Raw genomic sequence first — 443 nt, 5'->3', positions numbered from 1 at the left:
CCCGCCACGGCAGCGGGCCCGGCTGGTCCTCGGCCAACTCGCGTCGCCGACGCCAGAAGAGCTCGACCTCCACCCGTCGGCACGGCGCGCACATGTCCTCACCGCGCCTCGGCCTGAAGAGGTGTTCGTCGCCCGGCCCGGCGCAGGCCACCAGCTCGACCGCCGCCGGCTTCGGCGCACGCGCCTCGGACCGGGGCTCCTCGGGCAGCTTGTGCACGAGTCGGTACCGCAGGAAGCCGACCGCCGACCGCACACCGCCGTCCGGCAGTTCGCTGGTCAGCACCTGCCGCAACTGGGCCGCGGTGACACCGCGCCGCAGCCATTCGGCGGCCAGGGCGGCGAGGGCGCGCGCCTCCTTGGCACCGAGGTACAACTCCCGGCACCCGTGACGCAACGACAGCAGCACCCGCTCCCCCTCCGCGACTTCCGGCGCGGCCGGCGGG

Annotated in this window: 1 pseudogene; it reads right to left on the bottom strand. The window is 75.6% G+C overall.

Going from position 1 to position 443, the window contains the following annotated elements:
• Positions 1–443: pseudogene (locus IH13_RS0105745) on the bottom strand (hypothetical protein); the annotation flags it as partial.

The organism is Streptomyces sp. NRRL WC-3549 (assembly GCF_000721935.1).
GTDB lineage: Bacteria > Actinomycetota > Actinomycetes > Streptomycetales > Streptomycetaceae > Streptomyces.
Note: the sequence above shows the minus strand (reverse complement) of the source record. Positions and strands in the feature narration are given on the sequence as shown.